The following is a 23,067-nucleotide window of genomic DNA, read 5'->3' as shown; positions in this document are numbered from 1 at the left end:
GGGCAGGGGTGGGGAGGCTGCGGGGGTCGGCGGGGACGAAGGCGGCCAGGACGATCAGGGCGATGAGGCCGAAGCAGAAGCTGGTGACGAAGATCGGGCCCGAGTCCGCGCCCAGGGAGGCCAGCAGCAGGAAGGTCAGCAGCGGGCCGAACAGCGCCCCGACGGTGTCCATCGCCCGGTGCAGGCCGAACGCGCGGCCCAGGCTCTCGGCGGGGGTGGCCAGAGAGATCAGTGCGTCGCGGGGGGCGGTGCGCAGGCCCTTGCCCGCTCGGTCGAAGGCGAGGACGCCGCCGATGGCCAGGCCGGAGCCGCCCGCGAGGGGGAAGACCAGTTTGCTGGCCGTTGACATGGCGTAGCCGGCGAAGGCGACCACTTTGTACTGTCCCAGCCGGTCGGCGAGGTAGCCGCCGACCAGGCGCAGGATGGTGGTGGCGCCGGTGTACAGACCATCCAGGAGTCCGAATTGGACGTATCCGAGCTGGAGGGTGTAGATCAGGTACAGCGGGAGGAAGGCCGAGACCATCTCCGCCGACACGTCCGTCAGGAGGCTGACCGCGCCCAGGGCGACGACCGTGCCGGGGACGCGGCCGGGCCGCGACGGGCCGGTGCCGGTGTCGGGGGTGGCGCGCGCCGACGCCAGGTACATCGTCGACTCCTCACCGCGCCGGCCGGGCCGGTCAGCTCTTCGTCACACCTCGGGCGATGTCCGCCACCTGAGCCGCTGCCCGCGCCCACGAGTGGTGGGCGCGCACGTCGGCCATCTCCCGCGCCACGCGGTCGAAGATCGCGTCGTCGGCGCGCAGGCGCGCGATGGTGCTTGCCAGCTCAGCCGGATCATCGGAGTCGACCAGGTCGCCGTTACGGCCGGTGACGACGATCTCGGGCATGGCGAAGGCGTTGCGGGCCACGCACGGCAGGCCCCGGGACAGCGCCTCGACCAGCGCGATGCCGAAGCCCTCGAACTTCGAGGGCATGACGAACAGGTCGTGCTCGTCGTACACCTGGGCCAGCCGCTCGACCGGCAGCCTGCCGAGGAACGTCACCCCCGGTGGCGGTTCGCCCACCATGGGCCACTCCCGGGGTCCCACCACGGTGAGGGTGAAGTCCGGGTCGACCTCGGCGCGCAACTGGGCCAGGGCGGCGACGACCTGCGGGCCGGACTTGGTGGCGAAGTCCTTGCCCACCAGCAGCAACCGGGTGCGCGGTCCTTCCCGCCTGCGCCGCAGGACCTCCTCGGGCACCGCCGCGCCCGCCCAGGTCGCGGAGGCGCCCGGGTTGACCACGTGGACCTTCGCCGGGTCCACCCCGGACACGCGGACCAGGTGTTCGGCGAACCAGCGGCTCATCGCCAGCACCCCGGCGGCCTCGGCGTAGACGCCGCGCTGGCGGTCGCGCAGCCGGATGAGGTCGGCCTCGTCGAGGGACGGGAAGTGGGTCAGCCGCCCGCGTTCGTCGCGGTGTTCGAAGAGGACGTCGTAGCTGAGGTCCTGCAGTACCAGGTACGGGCGGTCGACGACGGCGAGGTCCTGCACCTGGAGGACCACGTCGGCGCCGGAGGCGGCGACGTCGTGGCGGACGGCGGTGTCGAGGTAGCGGCGGGCGAGCCGGGAGTGCTTCCACATCGACACCCAGGTGCCGTCGACTCGGCGGGCGTTGAGCGCCTTGAGGCCGAGGCGGACCGGGTCGGGGAAGCGCACGCCTGCGTCGACGCAGTCGAGGTCGGCGGTGTCAGGAAAGTCGCGGAGGGCGCGCCGGAGGTTCCACGGGGTGTAGGACCACGTCGGTTCCGGCTGGGGGTCCCACGCGCAGGTGAAGCCAAGTCGCACGCGGTCACCATAGCCGCCTCGACTACACGGCCAGTAACAATTCCGCCCCTCGAACGACGATAGATCCGGAGGGGCGTGCCGGCTCCGCTCGCCGGAGGCCTTGGATCGGGGAACATGAGATGGACTTCTGGAGGACCGTAGGCGTCCTGCTCCGCCGCTGGCCGGTGGCGCTGGCCGTGTTCGGCGTCACGCTGGGCATCGCGGGTGCGGTGTACGGCACGGTGCCCACCGAGTACGAGTCGAAGGGCCTGGTCATCCTGACCGTGCCCACCTCGGGCGCGACGGTGACCAACGACCCCACCAAGCCGCCCGGTGTGGTGAACCCGCTGCTCGCCTTCGACGGCAGCCTGCAGATCACCTCGCAGTTGCTGGTGCAGACGCTGAACGACCCCAAGATCGTCGAGCAGCTCACCGCGCAGGGCGCCACCGCCAAGTACGAGGCGGGCGACGGTTCGCTCGACGGCCCGTTCATCATGGTCGTGGCGACCGGTGCCTCGCCGGACGAGTCGCAGCGCACCGTCTCACTGGCCTTCGACCGGGTGCGCGAGGAGCTGTCGAAGCGGCAGACCAACCTGGGTGCGCCGGACTCCACCTTCATCAACATGGAGAGCGTGGTCGCCCCGACCCCGGCCGAGCCGAAGATCGGCGGCAAGGTGCGGGCCGCGGGCGCCGCGTTCGCGCTGGGTTTCGCCGCCGCCCTCACCTCGGTCTACCTGCTGGAGTCGCACTCGCGGCGCAAGCGCGGCGGCGACAAGGCGGGCAAAGCGGGCAAGTCCGGCCGCAAGGCCGAGGTCGCCGAGCCGGAGGAACTGCTCAGCGGCACCGCGGCGCCGGAGCCCGAGCGCAAGCCGCAGCAGGGCACCCGGACGACCAACGGCACGGGCACCAACGGCTCCGGTGTCACCGGCGCGGCCGTCAACGGCGCTGCTGTCAACGGTTCCGCCAACCCCAACGTCCGGTTGACCCCGGCCAAGCCCGACGGCCCGGTGAAGCCCAACGGGGCGCCCGTCAACGGGGCGCCCGTCAACGGCGCGCAGGTCAACGGCACCGACGGCAAGGGGACGGCGAACGGGGTGCTGCCGACCGGTGCGCGGCCCGTGCAGCCGCCGAACGGCGACCCGCAGGCCACCCGGCGGATCGCCCCGGTGCAGCGCCCGCCGCACCGGCCGAGCTGAGCCGCGGACCGGGCATGGTGCTGCACGACCTGGCCGACGAGGGCAGGCGCACCCGGCAGCGGGCCGACGCGGCCACCCTGGTCGGCGTCTACCTGTGCTTCCTGGTCCTGGTGCCCGCCCGGCTGGTGATCGGCGGGCTGCCGCTGGACGTGCGGCCGTCGCTGCTGCTCGGGCTGGGCTTGGGCATGTGCTGGCTGTGCGCGCAGATGGTGGACAACCTGGGCATGGCGAAGGGCCCCAACCCGGCGCGCACCGGGATCTTCGTCTTCGCCGCCTCCCAGGTCGCCACCTACGGCTACGCGACCTGGAAGTACCTGCCCGCCGACGAGCTGAAGTCGGCCGACCTGAGCTTCATCACGATCCTGGGCCTGCTGGTGGTGGGGCTGCTGGTGTGCGACGGCATCCGCACCCTGGACCGGCTGGACCGGGTGCTCAAGTTCGTCGTGGTCACCTGCGCGGTCATGGCGTTCATCGGCCTGTTGCAGTTCTTCCTCGGGTTCGACCTGGTCAAGTACATGACCGTGCCGGGGCTGCGCGAGGTGGGCTCCGGGGAGTCGGTGCTGGAGCGGTCGATCTTCCGCAGGCCCTCGGGCACCGCCGGGCACCCGATCGAGTTCGGGGTGGTGTGCGGGTTCGCGGTGCCGTTCGCCGCGCACTACGCGTTCCGCACGCAGGCGGCGGGGCTCAAGGCGCGCAACTGGTGGATCTGCCTGCTGCTGCTGGCGATGGGCGCGGTGGTGTCGCTGTCGCGGTCGGCGATCCTGGGGATGCTGGTGGCGGCGATCTTCCTGATCCCCACCTGGCCGGTGCGCCGGGCGGTGCAGACCGTCATCGCGGCCAGCGGGTTCCTGGTGGTGCTGCGGTTCTTCGTGCCCGGTCTGGTGGGGACGCTGCTGAGCCTGTTCAGCAACATCTCCAACGACCCCAGCATCCAGGGCCGCACCGACGACTACGACTCCACCAGCCAGACCATCGCCGACAACCTGTGGCTGGGCAAGGGCTTCGGCACCTACCTGCCCACCAGGTACGGGCCGCTGGACAACCAGTACCTGGGCACGATCGTGGAGAACGGGCTGGTCGGGCTGGCGGCGCTGATCGCGGTGTTCCTGCTGGGCATGTGGGCGGCCGGGGCGGCCCGGCGGGCCACCCGCGACCCGCACGTGCGGGACTTGGCGCAGACGATCCTGGCCTGCATCGCCATGCTCGGGGTCTCCAGCGTCACCTACGACACCTTCGCCTTCAAGATCGCCAGCGGGTTGATGTTCATCCTGATCGGCGCCGCCGGGGCGCTGATGCGGATCAACCGGGCGACCTCGGGCGGGATCTCCGGGCCGACGCTGCGGTTCTCCGCCAAGGCGCTGGCCGCCTGGGCGGCCCGGGGCGTGGCCACGGCTCGTGACCAGGCCCGGGAGCCCCGGTGACCGGCGGGTCAGCGCTTGACCTCACCGCCGTCGGCGAAGGTGTTGCCCGCCCAGTCCAGTTGCCCGGCGACGTTGGCCGGGCCGTAGACGAACGACTTGCCGAACACGTTGTTGCGGATGGTCCGGTTCGAGCCGTTCGGGTCGAGGTAGATGGTGTAGTTGCCGCCGTCGAGCCAGTTGCCCTCGATGAGGACGTTCGACGGGGCGCCGCCCTCGCCGCCGATGAGGATGCACGAGGTCTGGTGGCGGGGGTTGGAGATGGTGTTGCCGCGGATGGTGATGTTCGAGCTGCCGGTGGACTGCACGCCGTCGTTGTGCGGCTCGTCGCTGTCGAGGCCGGTGTACTCCAGGTCGTGAATCCAGGAGTACTCCAGGGTGCTGCCCTGCTCGGTGTGCACGCCGTCGTTGCAGCCGTGGATGTTGACCCGGATGGTGTGCACCCGGTTGAAGCCGATGCCGTAGCCGCAGCCCTTGCCGCTGCCCGCGATCTCGGTGTCGATCACCTGCAGGTTGGCGTACTGGTCGAGCTTGTAGATGCCGTACGGGGCGGTGGTCTTGATCAGCGAGCGGGTGATGCGCACGTTGTCGGCGGCGACCCGCACCGAGCAGGGAATCGACTTGCCGTCGATCACGGTGCCCGGCTTGTCGATGACCAGTTCGCCCTTCTCGCAGTTCATGGGGGTGAGCTTCACGCCGGTGTGCTGGTAGCCGGTGTTGTGCGGGCCGGGCTGGGCGCTGGGCGGGGGCGGTGGGGCGGCCTGCGGGGGCGGCGCGACGGGCTTCGGCTTGGCGGCCGTGGTGGTCACCGGGGGCGGGGCGGCGGTGGTGGTGCTGGCAGGCGGGGCGGTGGTGGGTGGCAGCAGCGTCCCCGTGGGGGTGGCGCTCGTCGGGGTGGTCGATCCGAGGGTGGGCGGCGGGCCGCCGTCCGCGCTCTCGGCCTCACCGCAGCCGCCGAGCAGCAGGGCGGTGGTCACGACCGCGGCGAACGCCCCGGGTCTGGAACGGGGACGCCTATCTCGAACAGATCTCATCCTGGTAACTCCTCATTCGTTCCGGGTGGCCACGCACGACACGCGCCCATTCCCGGTCACCTTTTCCCGACGCCAGTCGATCACCGCAGGTCTTCTTACCCGAAATCCTCGTGCACGCACACCCCGGGGGCAACCGGTCACCCGGGCGCCCCGTCCACACCACCCGCGCGCAGGCAGCCGCGGCGAGCCCGTCCGGAGTCCCGGTGACCACACCCGACCAGTCCACCGAGCCCGCCGCGGCGCCCGCGCCCCCGGCGGAGGGCAAGGTGCGCAAGGCCCTGGGGCTGAGCTTCCTCAACACCGTGACCGGCAAGCTGGGCACCCTGCTGACCGGGGTGCTGCTGGCCCGCATCCTGGCCCCGGAGGACTTCGGCGCGTTCGCGGTGGCGCTGGTGGCGCTCAGCGCGGTGCTGGCGGTCAACGAGCTGGGGGTGAGCCTGGCGCTGGTCCGCTGGCCGGGCGACCCGCGCGACATCGCCCCGACCGTCACCACGATCTCCCTGGTCAGCAGTGCCGTGCTGTACGCGGTGTGCTGGTTCGGCGCGCCCGCGTTCAGCGCCGCGCTGGGCGCCCCGGAGGCGGCCGGGGTGGTGCGGCTGCTGTGCGCGTCGGTGCTGATCGACGGGGCGACGGCGGCGGCGGCGCAGTTCGTGAACCGGGAGTTCCGCCAGGGCGTGCGGCTGGTGGTGGACCTGTCGAACCTGGGCCTGTCGACCGGGCTGACCGTGGTGCTGGCGCTGGCCGACTTCGGCCCGGCGAGCCTGGCCTGGGGTCGGATCGTGGGCAACGCGCTCTCGGCGCTGCTGCTGTTCCGGCTGGTGTCGCTGTGGCCCCGGCCCGGCTGGGACCGGTCGCAGGCCCGGGAGCTGATCAAGTTCGGGCTGCCGCTGGCGGGGGCGTCGCTGCTGGTGTTCGCCATGCTGAACGTGGACTACGTCGTGGCGGGCCACCTGCTCGGCGCGGTCGCGCTGGGGTTGTACCTGCAGGCGTTCAACCTGGCGAGCTGGCCGGTGAACATGTTCTCCACGGTGGTGCGCCGGGTGTCGCTGGCGGCGTTCGCGCAGGTCCAGCACGACCCGGAGGAGCGCGAACGGGCGCTGGGCCGGTTCGCGCAGCTCTTGGCGCTGACCGCGCTGCCGGTGTCGGCGCTGCTGGGCCTGCTGGCGCTGCCGATCATCCGCACGCTCTACGGCGAGCAGTGGGTGGGTGCGGCGGAGGCGTTGCAGTTCCTGGCGATCCTGGGGATGGCCAGGGTGGCCGGGGAGCTGGCCTACGACTACCTGGTGGCGCTGGGGTTGCCGGGGCGGACGCTGTGGATTCAGGGCATCTGGACCGGTGGGCTGGTGGTGGCGCTGCCGATCGGCGCGCTGGTCGACGGAATCCGGGGGGTGGCCGCCGCGCACGCGGTCGTCGCGGTGGTGCTGATCATGCCCGCGTACGGGGTCGCGGTGCGCCGCACCGGGGTGTCGCTGCGCCGGGTCCTGGCCCTGGTGGTGCGGCCGGTGCTGGGCTGCGCGCTGCTGTGCGCGGTGGTCCTCGGCGTGCGGGTGCTGCTGGACCAGACGTTCGTCGAGCTGCTGGTGGCGGGCCTGCTCGGCGTCCTGGCCTACGCGGCGGTCGTGTGGCCGATGCGGAACCTGCTCAGGAAGCCCGGTTTCTGACCGTCTGAACAGGACAGTGGCCCGTCCCGGACGGGAACGGGCCACTGTGGACTTTTCAGGTCGCGCGCAGGCCGGGACCGTCCTGGACGTGCCGGGTGCCGCACTCGGTGCAGCGCAGGTCGGCGGGCAAGCGCTCGCCGCAGACGCAGACCCACGCCTTGAGCCGGGCCGGGTTCCCGGCGACGAAGGCGTGCGCGGGCACGTTCGCGGTGACGACCGCCCCCGCGGCGGCGAAGGCGTACTCGCCGATCTCGGTCCCGCACACCACCACCGCGCCCGCCCCCAGGCTCGCACCGCGGCGGACCAGGGTGGTGTACAGCTCCTCCGGTCCCTTGCGCAGGTGCGCGCGGGGGCGCAGGTCGTTGGTGAACAGCACGTTCGGGCCGAGGAAGACCTCGTCCTCGCAGGTGACCCCGGTGAAGACCAGGGTGCCGTTCTTCACCGTGACCCGGTCGCCGAGCACGGCACCGGTCTCGACGAACGCGCCGTCGCAGATGTTGCAGTCGCGGCCGACCTTGGCCCCGGGCAGCACGTGCGCGAACGCCCACACGCGGGTGCCGTCGCCGACGTCCTCGCTCTCGCAGAGGCCCCTGGGGTGCACGTACGGGGTCACGGCACGAGCCCGGACAGCACCTCGACGACCCGCTCCTGCTGCGCCGGGGTGATCTCGGCGAACAGCGGCAGCGACAGCAGCTCCCCCGCGGTCTTCTCCGCGACCGGGAACGAACCGGTGGCCAGCGAGGAGAACGCGCCGGTGCGGTGGACCGGGACCGGGTAGTGGATGCCCGCGCCGATGCCCGCGGCGTTGAGGCCGGCCAGCACGCGGTCGCGGTCGGCGACCCGGACGACGTAGAGGTGCCACACCGGCTCGTTGCCGTCGAGCACGACCGGGCGGCCCACCGACGGCAGCGCGGCGAGCAGGTCGTCGTAGCGGGCGGCGGCGGCGCGGCGGGCGGTGTTCCAGCCCTCCAGCCTGCGCAGCTTCGCCGAGAGGACAACCGCCTGGAGGGTGTCCATCCGGCTGTTGAAGCCGAGTTCCGGGTGCTCGTACTTGCGCGGTGAACCGTGCTCGCGCAGCAGCCGCACCCGCTGGGCCAAGTCGGCGTTGTCAGTCACGACACCGCCCGCGTCGCCGTAGGCGCCGAGGTTCTTGCCGGGGTAGAAGCTGGTGGCGGCGATGTCGCCGAGCGACCCGGCGGCCCGGCCGTGGCGGCGGGCGCCCTGCGACTGCGCGGCGTCCTCCACGATGGCCGCGCCCACCGCGTCGGCGATCGGGCGGATGCGCTCGACCGGCGCGGTCTGCCCGTACAGGTGCACCGGCAGGATCGCCTTGGTGCGCGGGCCGACGACGGACTCGAGCTGGTCGACGTCGATCAGCAGGGTGTCGTCGGCGCAGTCGACCAGGACCGGGGTGGCGCCCGCGCGGGCGACCGCCTCGGCGGTGGCGATGAAGGTGTTGGCGGGCAGCACGCACTCGTCGCCGGGGCCGACGCCGAGGGCGCGCAGCGCCAGCTCGATGGCGTCGGTGCCGTTGCCGACGCCGACGCAGTGCGCGACCCCGCAGTAGGCGGCGAACTCGGCCTCGAAGGCGCCGACCGGGGCGCCGCCGATGAAGGCGGTCTTGGCCAGGACCTCGGCCCAGCCCTCGGCCACCTCGTCGGCGACCTGCGCGTGCTGCGCGGCCAGGTCGACCAGGGGGATGGCGGTCATGGTGCGGTCCTTTCCTGCGGTGCGGTCGCCGCGGACGTGGGGGCGGCGGTCGGGGGCGTGGGCCCCGGGACAGTCTGCGCGGCGGTCGCCTGCGCGGCGACCGGTGGCCCGGGGGCCGTCGTCGCGGCGGCGGTGCTGGCGTGGGCGCTGAGCTTGGCCATCTCGGACTTGGCGTTGGCGTCGTCGACCTGGAGCCTGCCGCGCCAGCGGGAGACCTTGCGGTTGACCTTGTAGCGGAAGATGCCCGCCGACGCCTGGGCCGCGTCGGCGAGGCGGGCGTCCAGGGCGGGGCGGTGGGCCACGGCGTGCGCGTACTCGTCGAGGACGATGCCCGCGGCGCGGCGCAGGCTGAACCGGGTGTCGACCAGTCCGCGGCCGTACTCGCCCAGGCGCGAGCGGGTCTCCGGGGACTCGGCGAGCACCCGGATGGCCTCGGCGAGGGCGGGAGCGCCAGCGCCCCGGCTGCCCGGGCCCAGGCCGAAGAAGCCGTTCCAGAGGAACCGGTCCACGGTGGACTCCTCGAACAGCTCGCTGAAGCCGTCCTCGCCGACGACCACCAGCGGCTTGCCGAAGGCCATGCCGCGCAGCGCGGAGCTGCCCATGCCGACCACGACGTCCGCCGCGGCGTAGGCCGGGCGCGGGTCGGCCAGCTCACCGGCGAGCACGACGACCCGGCGGCCCGCGCGCGCGTTCGCCCGCGCCGCCGCCTCGGCGACCTGCTCCCTGGCGGGTCCGTCACCCGCGATGACCAGTTGCACCCGGGTTCCGGTGAGGCTCAGCTCGGCGACCGCGGCGCAGGAGGCGAGCAGGCTCTCCAGCTTGAGGTCCGGGGCGAGCCTGCTGACGATCGCGACCAGCGGCAGCTCCGGGTCCAGGCCCAGGTCGGCGCGGAAACCGGAGGCGTCGACCGCGCCGGGGTGGTCCTGGGCGGTGTCGACCGGGGGTTCCAGCAGGGTGACCCGGGTGTGCCCGGCGGCGCGGGCGGCGGCGGCGATCTGCTCGGTGCCGACCATCAGCGGCACGGTCCGGGGGAAGAACGGCACGACCGACATGGACATGACCGTGGCGACGGTGGCGTGCGGCGCCCCGCCCGGACCGGCTGCCGCGGCGATCGCCTCGACGGCGGGCGGCCACTCGAAGCCGTGCACCACGTCGACGGCGCCGCTGGCCGAGAGCGCGCGGAGCTGCCGGATGACCCGGGCCGATGGCCTGCCGCGCTCCAGCGGGATCTCCACGTGCGGCAGCCCGGCGGCGTGCACGCGCTCGACCACCACCCCGGGGGCGGAGAACACGACGACCTCGTGCCCGGCGTCGCGGACCTCGGTGGCGAGCTGCACGGCGTTGATCTGCGAGCCGCCCAGTTCCATGGCGTGCGGGTAGACGATGATCCGCATGGCTAGCGCAGCCTCCGTGCCGGGTTGCCCACCCAGGTCTGCCCGGTCGGGACGTCGTCGAGGACGACCGAGCCCATCCCCACCACGGCTCGCTCACCGATCGTGCGGCCCTCGCGGACCAGCGCGCCCTGCCCGAGGTAGGCGTCGCGGCCCACGGTGACCCCGCCGCCGAGCGAAGCGCGACCGGCGAAGGTGGCGAAGTCGCCGATCACGCAGTCGTGGGTGACGAGCACGTGCGGCATGGCCACCACGTGCCGCCCGACCGGGACCGGGGCGGTGATCACGGCACCGGCCAGCAGCACGGTGCCGACGCCGAGGTCGGTGCCCGGGGCGACCGACGCCGCCGGGTGCACGACGGTGGCCCAGCGCTCGTCGGGCAGCCCGACCCGCTCGACCAGCGCCGCCCGGGCGCCCGGCCGGTGCACCGAGGCCACGCACGCGACGGCCAGGGCGTCCGGGTGCTCGGCCACCAGCTCCGCGCCGCCGAGCACGGTCACGCCGTCGAGGTCGGCGCCGTGCTTGGCCGGGTCGTCGTCCAGCACGCCGAGGGGGGTGAACCGCTCCGGCAGCGCGCGCAGCGCGGCCAGCACCTCGCGGGCCAGGCCACCGCCGCCGAGGAGCAGCAGCGGGCGGGCGGTCACGCCGGTTCCACCACTCGACCGACGGCCGCGGCGAGCGAGTCCACCACGTGCCGCTGCTCGGCTTCGGTCAGGTCGTGGTGCACCGGCAGGATCAGCGAGCGGGCGGTCAGGTGCTCGGTGACCGGCATCGGCGCCGAGGGGTGCCCGGCGTAGGCGGGCTCCAGGTGCGAGGCCATGATCCCGCGCCGCGCGGACACGCCCGCGGCCGACAGCGCGGCCAGCACGCCGTTGCGGTCGGGCATGTCGTCGGCCAGCAGCACCCAGAACGACTGGTAGTTGGTGGTGCCGTGCGCCGGGTCGGTGACCGCGCGCAGGCCGGGCAGCCCGGCCAGCAGCTCGTGGTAGCGGGCGGCGATCTCGCGCCTGCGGGCCACGATGGCGTCCAGCCTGCCGAGCTGCACCAGGCCCATGGCGGCCTGGATGTCGGTCATCCGGTAGTTGAAGCCGGTCTCCAGGTAGCTCTCGACGACCGCGCCGCCCGCGGCGTGGCGCTGCGCGGCGGACACGTTCATGCCGTGCTCGCGCAGCCTGCGCAGCCGCGCGCCCAGCTCGGGGTCGTCGGTGGTGACCATGCCGCCCTCACCGGTGGTGATCAGCTTGCGCGGGTGGAACGACCAGGCGGCCAGGTGCACGCCCGCGCCGACCGGGGCGCCGTCCAGGGTGGACCCGGCGGCGCAGGCGGCGTCCTCGACGATCGGCAGGTCGCCGACCGCCGTGCGCAGCCCGGCGATGTCGGCCGGGACCCCGCCCTGGTGCACGGCGAGGACCGCGCGGGTGGCCGGGGTGAGCACGGCGGCGACGGTCTGCCCGGTGAGGTTGCCGGTCAGCGGGTCCACGTCGGCGAAGACCGGGGTGGCGCCGCAGTAGCGCACGGCGTTCGCGGTGGCGATGAAGGAGAACGACGGCACCACGACCTCGTCGCCCGGTCCGACGCCGAGCACGTGCAGGGCCAGGTGCAGGCCGGTGGTGCAGGAGGACACCGCGACCGCGTCGGCGGCGCCGACCCGTTCGGCGAAGCGCTGCTCGAACTCGGCCACCCGGGGTCCCTGGGCCACCCAGCCGGAGCGGACGACGGCGGCGACCGCGTCGGCCTCCTCCGCACCGAGCAGCGGGCGCATGACTGGGATCACCGGGTCCTCCTCGACGGTTGCGGGGTGGCGTGCGGTTCGCGTTCGCCGTCACCCTCTGCATCCATCGGGGAAGCCGCACCGAACGTTGCACCCCCGGCGGCGGGACTTTCGCCACCCGCCACTGTGGACCACCCCAGCCGCTCGGCGAACACCCGCGCCCGCTCGGCCCACGAGTGCCGCAGGGCCACCTCGCGCCGCGGGCGGGGGGCCCGGCCGGGCCGGGTGGCGGCGGCGACCCCGGCGACGAACTCCTCGGCGTCGCGCGCCACCAGCAGGTCGGCGCCCTCGTCCTGGAGCCTGCGGTGCGCGGGCAGCTCGGAGGCCACCACCGGCAGGTCCGCCGCCAGGTACTCCAGCGTCTTGAGCGGGAACGACGCCCGGTTGAACGCGGTGTCGGCGTACGGGCACAGCCCGACGTGCATGGCGGCCAGCCAGCCGGGCAGCTCCTCGAACGGAACCGCGCCGACCGCGTGCACGTTCGGCCGGGCCAGCAGCGCGGGCGCCCGCTGCGGCTCCCACGCCGGGTCGCGCGGGCCGACCAGCAGCAGCCCGACGCCGGTGTCAGCGACCGCCTCCAGCAGGGCGATGTCGATCCGGGCGGAGAGCTGCCCGACCACCCCGGCCACCGTGGCGGGGAAGCCGTCGGGCAGCGGGTTGGGCACCAGGTCCGGGACGCGGGCGTAGGCGTCCGGGTCGCAGCCGTTGGGCAGGTCGGTCGAGCCCGCGCCGAAGCGCAGCCAGCGGGCTGCGAGCTGGGGGCTGACGGTGAACACGACGTCGGCGGCGGCCAACGCGCGCCGCTCCTCGGTCTCCAGCTTGGCGGTGTCCTGGCGCATCAGCGCCGCGCCCGCCACCCAGTCGTCGGTGCCGTAGAGGACGTCCACGACGTCGTCGCCCCAGTGGCCGAGGACGTCGTCGAAGGAGCAGGCGACGACCGCGGCCGGGGTGCGGCCCAGGTCCCGCAGCGCGGACCGGACCTGCGCGCGGACCAGCGGCCAGGTGGTCAGCCGGATGCCCGGCCTGGTCAGGCCGGGCAGCACGACCGGGGTGAGCCGGTGCAGGCCGGGGGCGACCTCGCGCAGGTCTGCCCGCCAGGACCGCCCGCCCGGGGCGACCCCGCGGTAGCGCCGCGGGGTCGCCGGGGAGACGGGCGGGTCGACCCAGAGCACGTCGGCGTAGCGGGTCAGCCGCTCGGCGAGGTGCCGCTCGGTGCCCCGCACCCCGTCGAAGGTCACCCCGGAGACGACCACGACGAGCCGCCGGTCGCCGGGTGCGGTCGTCGGCTCGCGCATGGTCGTCTTCCTCCGGTCAGCCAGGGGTTGTCACGGGTTCTGGTCGAACACCACGTCGACCCAGTAGTTCGCGCCGCCGTAGGAGTCGCCCGGGAAGCCGGACCCGCTGCGGTACACGCCGTTCGGGTTCGACCCGGCCGACAGCGGCGGGCTGGACACGCTGGTGCGCTGGAAGTACCCCGCGTCGGCGGAGTAGCGACCCACCGCCGTGGTGTACGAGCCGACGTAGGTCTGCCCGGCGGTCACCTGCACCGGGGTGTCGAAGATGAGCGTCTGCCAGCCGGACGCCGTTTCCCCGGTGAAGGTGCCGGTGGCGAGCTGCTGACCGGTGGCGCTCCACAGCGAACCGGTGTGCGTGCCGGTGTTGAGCGCCCCCTTGTGGAACTTGACGCCCTTGACCCAGCCGGTCGTGGCGGGCACGAACCGGACGCCCAGCTCGTAGGCGCCCCCGTCGTTGGACGACTCGACCGCGGGGACCATGGCCTCGCTGAACAGCGAGCACGGGCAGGTCTGGGTGGCGACCGGCCACAGGTTCCACAGCGAGGCGCCGGGCATGATCACGCCGTTCGCGTCGGCGATGCGGATGCTCACCAGGTACGGCGCCCCCGGCACCAGCCGGGCGCCCGGGGTGAAGGTCACCGTCTTCTGGTCCGCCGACAGGGTCAGCGCGCCGCCGACCTTGGCCCAGCCCGGGTCGGTCATGGAGAACTGCGCGGAGTCCAGGTCGACCGGCTCGGAGAACGTCACCGACACGGTGGTGTCCAGCGGCACGTCGCCCGCGCCCGCGGCCGGGGTGCGGGAGACGATCGTCGGCGGGGTGGTGTCGCCGTTGGCGCCCGCGGTCCACACCACGTCGACCCAGTAGTTCGTCGCGTTGTAGGAGCCGGTCGGGAAGCCGCCGCCCGCGCCGTAGCGGTAGAGGCCGTTGCTGCCGTAGGCGCCGTCCTTCACCGCGTGCATGGACTTGTAGTCGGCGCTGGTCTTGAAGTACTCGCCGGTCGCCGAGTAGCGGCCGACGGGTGCGTAGTAGGACACCACGTAGGTCGTGTTCGCCAGGACGTTGACCGGCTGGGTGAAGGTCAGCGTCTGCCAGCCGTTCGCGGTCTCCCCGGTGAAGGTGCCGGTGGCGAGGCGGGTGCCGTCGGCCGACCACAGCGAGCCGGTGTGGGTGCCGGTGTTGCCGTCGCCCTTGTAGAACTTCACGCCGAGGACCTGGCCGCGCACGTCGAAGCGGACCTTGGTGCCCAGTTCGATCGCGGACACGTCGTTGACCGCGTTGACCGCGGGCACCGCGAAGTCGTCCCACACCGAGCACGGGCAGGTGGCCGCCCGGGGCACGCCGGTCTTGAACTGGAACTCGTGGTTCTGCGGCGCGTTGCCCGCCAGGTCGTAGGCGCGGGTGGACACGTAGTAGGTGGTGCCGCCCGCCCACGGGTTGTTCGGGGTGAACGTCACCGTGCGCTTGTCCGCGGCCAGCGTCGTGGTGCCGGAGATGCCGCCGCCGGGGCCGTTGACCGCGACCAGCGCCGAGGAGGCGGTGACCGGCTCGTCCCAGACCACGGTGATCGGGGCGGTGAGCGTGACGCTGCCCTGCCCGTTGGTGGGCGAGGTGCTCGCCACCTCCGGCGCGCGGGTGTCCGGGCCGGGGTCGAGGGCGAACACGACGTCGACCCAGTAGTTGGTGGCCCGGTAGCTCTCGGCCGGGAAGCCGGACGCCCCGACCCGGAACACGCCGTTCGGGTCGCCGACGACGCTCTGCTTGGCCGACAGGGGTTCCAGGCCCTTCGCCGAGGTGGCGAAGTAGTCCTGGTCGGCGGCGTAGCGGCCGGTGTCGGTGTGGTAGGAGGCCACGTAGGTGGTGCCCGCGGTGATCGGCACGGCCACCGGGAACGACAGCGTCTGCCAACCGGTCGCGGTCTCCCCGGCGAAGGTGCCGGTGGCCAGCTTCTGACCGGAGGCGGTCCACAGCGTGCCGGTGTGCGTGCCGGTGTTGCCCGCGCCCTTGTAGAACTTCACGCCGCGGACGTAGCCGTCGGTCTGGGCGGTGAACTTCGTGCCCAGCTCGACCGCGCTGAGGTCGTTGGCCGACGGGTTGGCAGGCGCGTCGGTGGCGTTCCAGATCGAGCACGGGCAGGTGCGGGTGTTGACGGTGATCGCCCGCGACAGGACCGCGGACAGGTTCGCCGAGTCGTCGACCGCGCGGACCCGCAGCGTCTTCGCACCCGACGACGGCGGGGTGAAGGTGTAGTTCCAGGTGGTGGTGCCCGCGGTCCAGGTGGCCGCGCGCCAGGTGCTGCCGTCGACCGAGACCTCGACGCCCGCGACCTTGCCCGCGGCGTCGTTCACCGTGCCGGAGAAGGTGTACGGGGTGGCCACGGTCGGGTTCGGGGTGGCGTTCATCGCCACCACCGGGGCGGCGGTGTCGCTGCTGGCGGTGGTGGCGGTCAGGCCCGGTTGCAGGGTCGCGGCCTGCACGCCCATGTCGGCCAGGACGTTGACCGTCGCCTGCTTGATCCGCACGTCGGAGGTCGGCATGTCGGTGCGGAAGGCGTGCTCGTCCTCCACGCCCCAGGCCCACTGCACGGTGCCCGCGCCGAAGACCAGGGCGCCGCTGGCGGCCCGGTACAGCGTCAGCGCGTGCGTCTTGGTGCCCGAGCGGTAGAGGTCGCCGTGGTTCTGGAGCACGTAGTCGCCCTGCATGGTGACCGTGGTGCGGGAGAGCTGGGCGACGCCCGCGGGCTGGGAGCCGTTCTCCTCCACCGTGTCCCACTCGTAGCCGAGGGTGCCGGGCTGGAAGGTGTAGCTGTCGGTGGCGGTGGCCAGCGGGGTGTTGCGCCAGAGCCGCATCTTGCCGTACGCGGCGGGCACGGTCAGCGAGTCGTCGCGGCGGCCGTTGACGGTGAAGAGCTGGCCCAGCAGGGAGTTCTCCGGCCTGCCGCCGTCCGAGGGCGGGCTGAACCGGGGGTCGCGCCAGGTCCCGGTCCACTGCGGGCTCGGGTCGATCTTGGCGTTGGCCTTGGTCTCCTTGTAGATGATCATGTTGCGCCACGGGGTGGCGGAGGCGTCGATGCTCGGCGCCCAGCGGTGCTTCCAGAAGATCTCGTTGCCGGTGAGGAACGCCATGTGCACCCCGGCGTCGCGGGCGGCCTCGACGTTGTCGCGCTGCTCGACCGACCAGTACTCGTCGTGCCCGACGGCCATGAACACCTTGTGGTTCTTGATCAGGTTTCCGCGCCTGGCGGAGTCCACGTTGGTCGTGTACGTCATGTCGTACCCGTTGGCCTCCATGAACTTCAGCATCGGGTACTCGGCGTTGAAGATGTAGTTCTCCTCGCCGCCGCCGGTGATCGGGCGGTTGTAGCTCACCCCGTAGGAGGAGCCGCCGTCGCCGGGACCGGTGCCGGTGTAGAGGCTGTTGCCGCCGTAGCGGTTGTAGGCGTGCCAGGTCGCGTCCGAGGTCTGGAAGGCGATCTTGGCGGTGCTGCTGTCGTCGCGGACGACGAACGGGATCTCGTTCTCCCCGTTGGTGTCGTTGCGGTGCAGCACCGCGTAGTACAGCCCGGAGACCGCGTAGTTGGGCACGGTCCAGGTCAGTGAGACCGCCCAGTTGCCGCAGTCGACCATCTGGGTCGGGGCGTCGACCTTGCAGTCGGGCTGGCTCTGCGGGTTGACCCGGTTGACCGTGCCCATCTTCCGCGCGCCCGCGCCGCCGTAGTGGCCGAGCCGGTAGATGTCGATCTTGTAGCTCGCCGCGTCCGTCTTCACCTTGAAGTTGACGGTGCCACCGATGTTGGTGCTGATGTCGGTGGTGAACCCGGCGATCGAGTCGTCGATGCCCGCGACCTGCCAGTTCGGGTCGCCCAGCTCGGTGTTCTCGCAGGCGACCCGGTTGACCACCGGCGCGGTGCAGGCCGCGGCGGCCGCCGGGGGCGCGAACACCACCGCGGGCACCGCCGCCAGCCCCGCGGCGAGCGCCACCACCGTCACCCTGGACACCGAACGCCGAACCACCGTGCCGATGGCGTGCACTGCGCGCATCAGCCGCTCCTCCCGCACACCGGGCCGCGCTCCCGCGCGGTCCCGAAATCCCACAGTTTGTCCGTACTTGTCACCGTGGGTGAGGCAGCAAGTTCCGAAGGCGTGCGCACACCGCGATCAGCTCTCGCGAGCCCGCCGGGGTCACTCCTGTGTAGACGGGATCGAGTCGGGAAAACCCTTCGTTACAGGGCGTCGGCACAAAACACGAACTCGCGGAGTACGTCACCTTTTCGCCGGAACCCTGGGCGGCCGGATGCACACCCTCGGTGAAAGTCGAGGGTGGCGCGGTCACTTCCCGGATTCGGCGCGCCACCACGCGACGAGGTCGCGCAGACCGGTGTCCATGCCGATCTCGGGCTTCCAGCCCAGGTCGTGCGCGGCGGCGCTGATGTCGGCCAGCCGCCGGGTGACACCGTTCACCTTGCGCTCCGGGCCGTGCTCGACGCCGAGGTCGGAGTCCATCGCCGCGAGCAGCGCCCTGGCCAGCCCGAGCAGGCTGGTCTCGGAGTGGCTGGCGATGTTGTAGACCGCGTCGGTGACGTCGGCGCGGGCGGCGAGGAGGTTGGCCCTGGCGATGTCGTGCACGTGCACGAAGTCCATGGTCTGCGCGCCGTCGCCGAAGATCAGCGGGGCCTTGCCGTCGACGATCCGCTCCATCCAGCGGATCAGGACCTCGGTGTAGAGGCCGTGCACGTCCATCCGCGGGCCGTAGACGTTGAAGTAGCGCAGCGCCACGTAGTCCAGGTCGTACATCGCCTTGAAGCTGCGCAGCATCCCCTCGTTGAACGCCTTCGCGGCGCCGTAGAAGGTGTCGTTGTTGTACGGGTGGTGGCGCTCGGTGGTGGGGAACTCCTCGGCCAGGCCGTAGATCGAGGCCGAGGACGAGGCGATGACCTTCTTCACCCCGGCGGCGGCGGCCGCCTCCAGCACGGTGAAGGTGCCGTCGACCAGGACCTCCAGCGCCAGCCGGGGCTCCTCGGCGCACTGGGTGATGCGGATGGCGGCGAGGTGGAACACCAGGTCCACGCCCGTGCTCAGCTCGCCCATCAGCTTCGGGTCGTTGATGTCGCCCTCGACGAACCGCAGCCGGTCGCCCGCGGCGGCCCGCGCGTCGGCCAGGTTGGCCATCCGGCCGCGCACCAGGTTGTCGACCACGACGACCTCGGCGGCGTCGGCGGCGATGAGCTGGTCGACCACCGAGGAACCGATGGTCCCGGCGCCACCGGTGACCAGCACGCGCTGACCGGCGATCGGTTGGGCTTTTGCCGACGGGGCGTGGTTGTCCGCCATGGTGATTGCCTCTCGTGCGAAATCGGGTTCTGCTCGGGTTCAGCTTCGATTTACCGGGTCGAGCGGCCGCGCAGCTCGGCCAGCGACCGGTGCTCGATGAACGGGCGCTCGAAGGCGCGGTGGAACAGGTGGGACACGGCGAGCACCACGGGGATGCCGACCACCAGCAGCAGGACGAACCGGGCGTCCGCCGAGTCGACGGCCGGTTCGACCCCGAAGTGGTACACCAGCCACAGCAGCGGCAGGTGGATCAGGTAGACGCTGTAGGAGAAGTGGCCGAGGAACCGGGGGACGCGACCGGCGAACGCGGCGGCGACCGGCCGCCACCCGCCGCCCGCCAGCACGGCCAGGGCCAGCGCGGTCCCGGCGCCGACGGCGAGGTCGACCCAGAAGTAGTGCGCGTCCACCCACACCGGCCCGGCGGTGAACGCGAGCACGGCGAACCCGGCGAAGCACAGCAGGGCCGCCGCCCCGACCAGCGCCCGCGCGCGCAGCCCGGACCGGACCACCTCCGCGGCCACCACGCCGAAGACGAACAGCGCGAAGAACTGCGGCGTCAGGTTCTGGATGCCGTCGAGCGCGGGCACCCGCTCGGACACCACCTGCGCCGCGACGACCACGGCCAGCCCGAGCGCGGCGAGCACCCAGCCCGGCACCCGCCTGCGGACCAGCAGCACCAGCGGGAACAGGAAGTAGATCTGCCACTCGATCGCGATCGACCAGAACGCGCCGTTGGGCCGGGGCGCGTCGACCACGTCCTGCAACAGCAGCGCGTGCACCACGATCCCCTTGACCGACACCAGGTCACCGGTCAGCGCCGGGGTGACGAGGCCGAACACCGCCGCCGACAGCGCCAGCGCCGCCCAGTACGGGGGCAGGATGCGCCAGGCCCGCCTGCGCAGGAACCGGCCGACCCCGCCGAGCCGGTAGTCCCGCCGCGCCGGGGCGATGGCCAGCGAGAAGCCGCTGACCACGATGAACACCGCCACGGCGAGGTGGCCGTAGACCAGCCACGACGCCCAGGCGGGGCCGGTGTCGCGCGGGTAGCCGGGGTAGGTGGTGAGCCAGATGTGGTGCGCGACGACGAACACCGCGGCGAACGCCCGCACACCGTCCACGAACGACAGCCGGAGCGCGGGCGGCTCGGTCACCACCGCGATCGGGGTGAACCGCTCGGTCACCTCGGCTGCCGGGTGGATGCGCACGGTCGGTTCGCCCGCCGGGGTCGGCGGGGCGGCCGGGCCGGCGCCGGTGTCCCCCGCGCCCCCGGTGCCGACCGCCCCACCCGTGGTCACAGCAGCGCGCCCTCGGGGGCAGCAGCGTTCTCCGAGCCCGCGACGTCCTCGGAGTCGAGGATGGGCAGGAACGCCCCGCCCTGGGCGAGGCTGGCGGAGGCGGCCTCCAGGATGGCGAGCACCCGCAGGCCGGAGCGGCCGTCGGTCAGCGGCGGGCGGCCCTCGGTGATGGCGGCGTGGAACTCGGCCATCACCGCGCGCAGCGCCTCCTTCTCCGGCAGCGCGGGGGCGACCATGTCACCGGTGCGGTAGGACACGATCGTCTGCTCGCGCTTCTCCTCGCCCAGCTCGGCGGCCCCGGCGCGGTCCACGCCCCGGTCGTAGACCGACAGCCGCTGGCTGGGGTTGAGGTCGTCCCAGACCACCGTGCGCTGCGAGCCGCCGATGACCATGGTGCGGATCTTCGTCGGCGACAGCCAGTTCACGTGCACGTGCGCCATGGCGCCGCCGGTCAGCTCGATGGTCAGGTGCGCCACGCAGGCGCGGCCCGCGCCGATCGGGTCCGAGCCGTGCGCGGCCACCGCCAGCGGCCGCACCCCCTCGGGCAGGATCGACAGGAAGATCGACAGGTCGTGCGGGGCCAGGTCCCAGAGCACGTCCACGTCCGGCTGCACCAGGCCCAGGTTGATCCGCACCGAGTCCAGGTACTGCACCGAGCCGATCCCGCCGCTGTGCACCAGCTCCCGCAGGTGCGCCACGGCCGGGGTGTAGCAGTAGGTGTGGTCGAGCATGAGGGTCAGCCCGCGCTCCTCGGCGGCCCGGACCAGCGCGGCGCCCTCGGCGTGGGTGGCCGCGAGCGGCTTCTCCACCAGGACGTGCTTGCCCGCCTCCAGGGCGGCCATGGCCACCGGAAGGTGCGTCTTGGCAGGCGTGGCGATGGCGACCGCGTGCACCTCGGGGTCGGCGAGCACCTCGTCGAGGGAGTCGGAGACCCGCACGGTCGAGTACTCGCCGAGGACCCGGCGGGCCCGGTCGGCGTCGAGGTCGCACAGGTACCGCAGGCGCAGCCCGGGGGTGGCCTGGGCGTTGCGCACCAGGTTCGGTCCCCAGTACCCGGCGCCGATGACGGCCAGCCCGATGGTCTGCACGTGACACTCCACTTCGGATCAGGAACTGCTAGTAGGCACCGGCGCCGCTGAACACGGCCCGGAAGGTCTTCCAGAGGATCACCGCGTCGAGGGCGAGCGACCAGTCCTCGACGTAGCGCAGGTCGAGCCGGACCGCCTCCTCCCACGGGAGGTCGGAGCGCCCGCTGACCTGCCACAACCCGGTCAGGCCCGGCTTCACCAGCAGCCTGCGGCGCACGTCCGGGGCGTAGCGGGCGGTCTCCTCCGGCAGCGGCGGGCGCGGCCCGACCAGCGACATCGGACCGGCGAGCACGTTGAACAACTGCGGCAGCTCGTCGATGGAGTAGCGGCGCAGGACCGCCCCGACCCTGGTCACCCTCGGGTCCTTGCGCATCTTGAACAGCAGGCCGTTGCCCTCGTTCTGCTCGGCGAGCTGGGTCACCATCCGGTGCGCGCCGGTGACCATGGTGCGGAACTTGACGATGGTGAACTCGCGGCCGTCCTTGCCGACCCGGCGCTGCTTGTAGAACACCGGCCCCCGGCTGTCGATCGCGATGGCGGCGGCCACGAACAGCATCACCGGCGCCAGCAGCGCCAGCAGCACGGCCGAGCCGACCTTGTCCATGGCGTCCTTGACCACCCGGCGGACCCCGGTGAACGACGGCGCGCTGACCCGCAGCAGCGGCATCCCGAGCACCGCGTCCACGTGCAGCCGCGGCCCGGCGACCTCCATCAGCACCGGGGCGACGACCATCTCCGCGCCGCTGCCCTCCAGCCGCCAGGCGAGCTGCTGCAACCGCTGCGGGGTCCAGTACTGGTCGGGGGTGACCGCGACGATGCGGTAGCCGCCGCGGCGGGCGTGCGTGGCCAGGTCGCTGAGGCGGCCGATCACCGGGACGCCATCGACGTCGGGCAGGCCGTCGCCGAGGCCGTCGGTGGTGCAGACCGCGTCCACGCGCCAGCCCAGGTGGGCGGAGCCGCGGGTGCGGGAGATCAGGTCCTGCACGGTGTCGAGGCTGCCCGCGGCCATCACCGGCAGCAGGCAGCGGCCCTCGCGGCGGCGGCGGTGCAGGAGTTGGCGCTGGGCGTAGCGGATGGGGAACAGCAGCAGCGCGGTCGCGGGCACCACCACGAACACCCACGGCCGCAGCCGGGCGATGTCGAACAGCAGCCCGCCGAGCGCGAGCACCACGGCGGCGGCGACGAACGCCCGGCCGAGCCTGCGGAACTCCTCCGCGCCCTGCCCCAGCGCGGCGCTGTTCCACGCCCGGTTGACCATCAGCGCGGCGAGCAGCACGACGAAGGTGGTCAGCCCGACCAGGCCCACCAGCGGACCGTCCGGGTAGGCGCGGTGCTGCACGTACCCGCCGACCCCCAGCACCCCGACCACGACCGCCACCAGGTCACCGGCGATGACGCCCGCGCGGTACTTCGGCTCCCACCCGGCGACCGGGGGGAACGACGGCTCGCCCGCGGGCAGCCCAACGCGCGGCCCGCGGGCGCGCCGGGCCCCGCTCGGCGTGGGCCGCAGTGCCGCTCGGCGGCGCGAGTACCCAACTTGGTCACGCATTGTGCATCCCCCGGTTCGGGCGATCGGGCAGGACAGGACGGGCGAGAGGTCCCCGGCCCCCCACCTGGTGTGATTTCCGTGATTCGGACCAACCGCCCGCCCCCGAGGGGACCGGACGTGGTCGCGATCCCTCTTTCGTTCCCCTGCACCACGCCGTTACACACACGGTTAACGAAGAGCCCCCGAGAAACCGCCCCCACTAACTGCACCCACCCTCAACTACACAATCCGTAGCAAACCCCGTGACGCGCACTTGACTTGATCACCCCCAACACCCCAGCTCCACCCCACCGCCTACCCCGCGCACAACCGTCTATTCCGGACAGAAAATGTTGTGACGGAGAGTACAAGTCGTCCCGCCGATTTCCGTTCCCCCCGCCAACAACCCCCACCCCCACCCAATCTCGATCACCCATCCCCCCACCCAGGGCGAAATCCACTCCCACAGACCACCCCACCCCCCGCAGATCACCAAATCCCCCTCAAATACCCCTTCCACCTGCACAACACCCCCACCCTCCAACCC

At 72.7% G+C, this 23,067-nt stretch carries 17 protein-coding genes; 3 read left to right on the top strand and 14 right to left on the bottom strand.

What is annotated here, in order from left to right; translation table 11 throughout:
* Both UO65_RS27595 and UO65_RS27590 read right to left on the bottom strand, forming a co-directional pair.
* The coding region (locus UO65_RS27595; RefSeq protein ID WP_035288187.1) for an MFS transporter at window positions 1-646 on the bottom strand (646 nt) is incomplete at its 3' end.
* Between the two features lie 31 nt (window positions 647-677).
* Window positions 678-1,826, bottom strand: coding sequence for a glycosyltransferase family 4 protein (locus UO65_RS27590; protein ID WP_035288184.1), 1,149 nt, complete (start codon window positions 1,824-1,826; stop codon window positions 678-680).
* A 119-nt stretch (window positions 1,827-1,945) separates the two neighbouring features.
* Here UO65_RS27590 and UO65_RS27585 point away from each other — a divergent pair, with 119 nt between their 5' ends.
* Window positions 1,946-3,001 (top strand): hypothetical protein, encoded by a 1,056-nt coding sequence (locus UO65_RS27585; protein WP_035288183.1) that lies wholly within the window; start codon window positions 1,946-1,948, stop codon window positions 2,999-3,001.
* A 14-nt stretch (window positions 3,002-3,015) separates the two neighbouring features.
* Window positions 3,016-4,422, top strand: coding sequence for an O-antigen ligase family protein (locus UO65_RS27580; protein WP_063936025.1), 1,407 nt, complete (start codon window positions 3,016-3,018; stop codon window positions 4,420-4,422).
* An 8-nt stretch (window positions 4,423-4,430) separates the two neighbouring features.
* Here UO65_RS27580 and UO65_RS27575 read toward each other — a convergent pair whose 3' ends face one another.
* Window positions 4,431-5,396 carry a right-handed parallel beta-helix repeat-containing protein gene (locus tag UO65_RS27575; RefSeq protein ID WP_035288181.1) on the bottom strand — a complete coding sequence of 322 codons (966 nt, stop codon included), beginning with the start codon at window positions 5,394-5,396 and terminating at the stop codon, window positions 4,431-4,433.
* Window positions 5,397-5,656: 260 nt separating this feature from the next.
* Between UO65_RS27575 and UO65_RS27570 the strand changes: the two genes are divergently transcribed.
* Window positions 5,657-7,114: a lipopolysaccharide biosynthesis protein gene (locus UO65_RS27570; RefSeq protein ID WP_052021866.1), complete on the top strand. Its 1,458-nt coding sequence runs from the start codon at window positions 5,657-5,659 to the stop codon at window positions 7,112-7,114.
* Window positions 7,115-7,169: 55 nt separating this feature from the next.
* Here the strand turns inward: UO65_RS27570 and UO65_RS27565 are convergent, their stop codons facing one another.
* The 11 genes from UO65_RS27565 to UO65_RS27515 form a co-directional block, all read right to left on the bottom strand.
* Complete coding sequence (locus UO65_RS27565; protein ID WP_035288180.1) at window positions 7,170-7,727, bottom strand: acyltransferase; 558 nt, start codon at window positions 7,725-7,727, stop codon at window positions 7,170-7,172.
* Window positions 7,724-8,824: a DegT/DnrJ/EryC1/StrS family aminotransferase gene (locus tag UO65_RS27560; protein ID WP_035288178.1), complete on the bottom strand. Its 1,101-nt coding sequence runs from the start codon at window positions 8,822-8,824 to the stop codon at window positions 7,724-7,726. Before UO65_RS27560 ends, UO65_RS27565 begins: the two co-directional genes overlap by 4 nt.
* Window positions 8,821-10,218 (bottom strand): glycosyltransferase family 4 protein, encoded by a 1,398-nt coding sequence (locus tag UO65_RS27555; protein ID WP_063936024.1) that lies wholly within the window; start codon window positions 10,216-10,218, stop codon window positions 8,821-8,823. The genes UO65_RS27560 and UO65_RS27555 overlap by 4 nt, the downstream gene beginning before the upstream one ends.
* A gap of 2 nt (window positions 10,219-10,220) precedes the next feature.
* Window positions 10,221-10,859 carry a NeuD/PglB/VioB family sugar acetyltransferase gene (locus UO65_RS27550; RefSeq protein WP_035288176.1) on the bottom strand — a complete coding sequence of 213 codons (639 nt, stop codon included), beginning with the start codon at window positions 10,857-10,859 and terminating at the stop codon, window positions 10,221-10,223.
* Window positions 10,856-11,989: a DegT/DnrJ/EryC1/StrS family aminotransferase gene (locus UO65_RS27545; protein ID WP_233427869.1), complete on the bottom strand. Its 1,134-nt coding sequence runs from the start codon at window positions 11,987-11,989 to the stop codon at window positions 10,856-10,858. Before UO65_RS27545 ends, UO65_RS27550 begins: the two co-directional genes overlap by 4 nt.
* Window positions 11,986-13,281, bottom strand: coding sequence for a glycosyltransferase (locus UO65_RS27540; RefSeq protein WP_035288172.1), 1,296 nt, complete (start codon window positions 13,279-13,281; stop codon window positions 11,986-11,988). The genes UO65_RS27545 and UO65_RS27540 overlap by 4 nt, the downstream gene beginning before the upstream one ends.
* A gap of 30 nt (window positions 13,282-13,311) precedes the next feature.
* Window positions 13,312-17,319: a DUF4082 domain-containing protein gene (locus UO65_RS27535; RefSeq protein WP_084176317.1), complete on the bottom strand. Its 4,008-nt coding sequence runs from the start codon at window positions 17,317-17,319 to the stop codon at window positions 13,312-13,314.
* 288 nt (window positions 17,320-17,607) lie between these two features.
* Window positions 17,608-18,609, bottom strand: coding sequence for an NAD-dependent epimerase/dehydratase family protein (locus tag UO65_RS27530; protein WP_052021865.1), 1,002 nt, complete (start codon window positions 18,607-18,609; stop codon window positions 17,608-17,610).
* A 50-nt stretch (window positions 18,610-18,659) separates the two neighbouring features.
* Window positions 18,660-19,904, bottom strand: coding sequence for an acyltransferase family protein (locus UO65_RS27525; protein ID WP_052021864.1), 1,245 nt, complete (start codon window positions 19,902-19,904; stop codon window positions 18,660-18,662).
* Window positions 19,901-20,992, bottom strand: a complete 1,092-nt coding sequence (locus tag UO65_RS27520) for a Gfo/Idh/MocA family protein (RefSeq protein ID WP_052021863.1) — start codon at window positions 20,990-20,992, stop codon at window positions 19,901-19,903. Before UO65_RS27520 ends, UO65_RS27525 begins: the two co-directional genes overlap by 4 nt.
* A gap of 28 nt (window positions 20,993-21,020) precedes the next feature.
* A complete protein-coding gene (locus UO65_RS27515; protein WP_052021862.1) occupies window positions 21,021-22,541 on the bottom strand; it encodes a sugar transferase in 1,521 nt (506 codons plus the stop codon).
* Window positions 22,542-23,067: the final 526 nt, after the last annotated feature.

Source organism: Actinokineospora spheciospongiae, assembly GCF_000564855.1.
Lineage (GTDB): Bacteria > Actinomycetota > Actinomycetes > Mycobacteriales > Pseudonocardiaceae > Actinokineospora > Actinokineospora spheciospongiae.
Note: the sequence above shows the minus strand (reverse complement) of the source record. Positions and strands in the feature narration are given on the sequence as shown.

What these genes read in the sequence shown, in the direction of transcription:
- UO65_RS27555 (WP_063936024.1), bottom strand. Translation starts at nt 10,218, where the DNA reads ATGCGGATCATCGTCTACCCGCACGCCATGGAACTGGGCGGCTCGCAG.
- UO65_RS27540 (WP_035288172.1), bottom strand. Translation starts at nt 13,281, where the DNA reads ATGCGCGAGCCGACGACCGCACCCGGCGACCGGCGGCTCGTCGTGGTC.
- UO65_RS27585 (WP_035288183.1), top strand. Translation starts at nt 1,946, where the DNA reads ATGGACTTCTGGAGGACCGTAGGCGTCCTGCTCCGCCGCTGGCCGGTG.
- UO65_RS27580 (WP_063936025.1), top strand. Translation starts at nt 3,016, where the DNA reads ATGGTGCTGCACGACCTGGCCGACGAGGGCAGGCGCACCCGGCAGCGG.
- UO65_RS27515 (WP_052021862.1), bottom strand. Translation starts at nt 22,541, where the DNA reads ATGCGTGACCAAGTTGGGTACTCGCGCCGCCGAGCGGCACTGCGGCCC.
- UO65_RS27560 (WP_035288178.1), bottom strand. Translation starts at nt 8,824, where the DNA reads ATGACCGCCATCCCCCTGGTCGACCTGGCCGCGCAGCACGCGCAGGTC.
- UO65_RS27535 (WP_084176317.1), bottom strand. Translation starts at nt 17,319, where the DNA reads ATGCGCGCAGTGCACGCCATCGGCACGGTGGTTCGGCGTTCGGTGTCC.
- UO65_RS27530 (WP_052021865.1), bottom strand. Translation starts at nt 18,609, where the DNA reads ATGGCGGACAACCACGCCCCGTCGGCAAAAGCCCAACCGATCGCCGGT.